Consider the following 1248-nt stretch of genomic DNA (forward strand, 5'->3'; position numbering starts at 1 on the left):
TTGGGTAATTGTTTTGGCTGATGGGGATGGCATGGGGAAATATGTTTCTGGTGCTAAGCTCAAGGAATATAAACACTACATACTTACAGACCAACTAGACCAAACTAGTCAGCAAGTTGAGGGATTTAACGAACTGCTAGAGACCAAAAAGCGCATGGGACCAGCTACCCATGTTGGACTGAATCGTGCTTTACTAGATTTTTCCAATCGCCTGGTGCCTTATATCACTGAAAAGCGCTTCTGCGGCAAGGTTGTCTACAGTGGCGGGGATGATGTGATGGCCGTGTTGCCTCTAGAAGACTTGCCGGAATTTTTGCGATCGCTTCGTGCGGCTTGGTGTGGTGCTGAAGACCCCCAACAAGAGTTTGACCCTAACGGCGGTTACTGGTACCCCAACCAAGCATTAGAAGGATTACCCGACCGTGCCCATTTCACCATGGGCGAGGGTGCCACCATGAGCATGGGCATTGTGATTGCTCATAAAAGCTTACCACTGCCGACGGTTCTAGACAACCTTTGGACCGCAGAGAAGGATAGAGCCAAGAAACTCCCAGGAACTAGACAAGATGCTAATCCCTCAATTCCCCCTAAAGATGGTTTGTGCTTCCGAGTTATCTACGGCAGTGGCAATAGTTTAGAAGCACTAATGAAAGGTCATTTACTAGACTATTGGTGGAAATTTATTCAGCATTACCAAGATATTGACCTCTCTCCTCTGCTGTATCGACTAGCAGAAGACTTGCCAAAACATGCTTGTGTAACCGAATGCGATCGCTTATTGACTCAAGCAGCAGAAGTTATCCTCAACCGCCGCGACGAAACCCTGTCTGATCAGGTTAAACATGCTTTACTAGACTGGATTAATCAATGGGAACATTGGGCGTTTAATGCCAGAAAAGCTGCGGGCGAAAATGCCCTCGGTACCCAAGAAAAGGATTTAGCAATGTTATTAAAATTCAGTGCTTTTTGGGTAGATAAGATGGTGCAACGTGAGGAATGGAGGGAATAGGGAACAGGGAACAGGCAATAGGTAAAAGGCAAAAGGCAAGAGGCAAGAGGCAAAAGGCAGAAATACGACCATTGAAGGCTAATATTATGTCAGGATAATTACCCTTAATAAAAATCTCCCCATCTCCCCATCTCCCCATCTCCCGATTCCCGATTCCCGATTCCCGATTCCCGATTCCCGATTCCCGATTCCCGATTCCCGATTCCCGATTCCCGACTCCCCCATGGAAAAAATGCTAT

1 protein-coding gene is annotated in these 1248 nt (G+C 46.8%); it reads left to right on the forward strand.

Going from position 1 to position 1248, the window contains the following annotated elements; translation table 11 throughout:
• Nucleotides 1-1009, forward strand: a 1009-nt coding sequence (gene cas10 / locus F6K37_RS43165; RefSeq protein ID WP_287257309.1) for a type III-B CRISPR-associated protein Cas10/Cmr2, incomplete at its 5' end; no start/stop codon positions are given.
• Nucleotides 1010-1248 lie beyond the last annotated feature (239 nt).

Origin of the sequence: Moorena sp. SIO4E2 (genome assembly GCF_010671945.1) — a bacterium.
GTDB lineage: Bacteria > Cyanobacteriota > Cyanobacteriia > Cyanobacteriales > Coleofasciculaceae > Moorena > Moorena producens.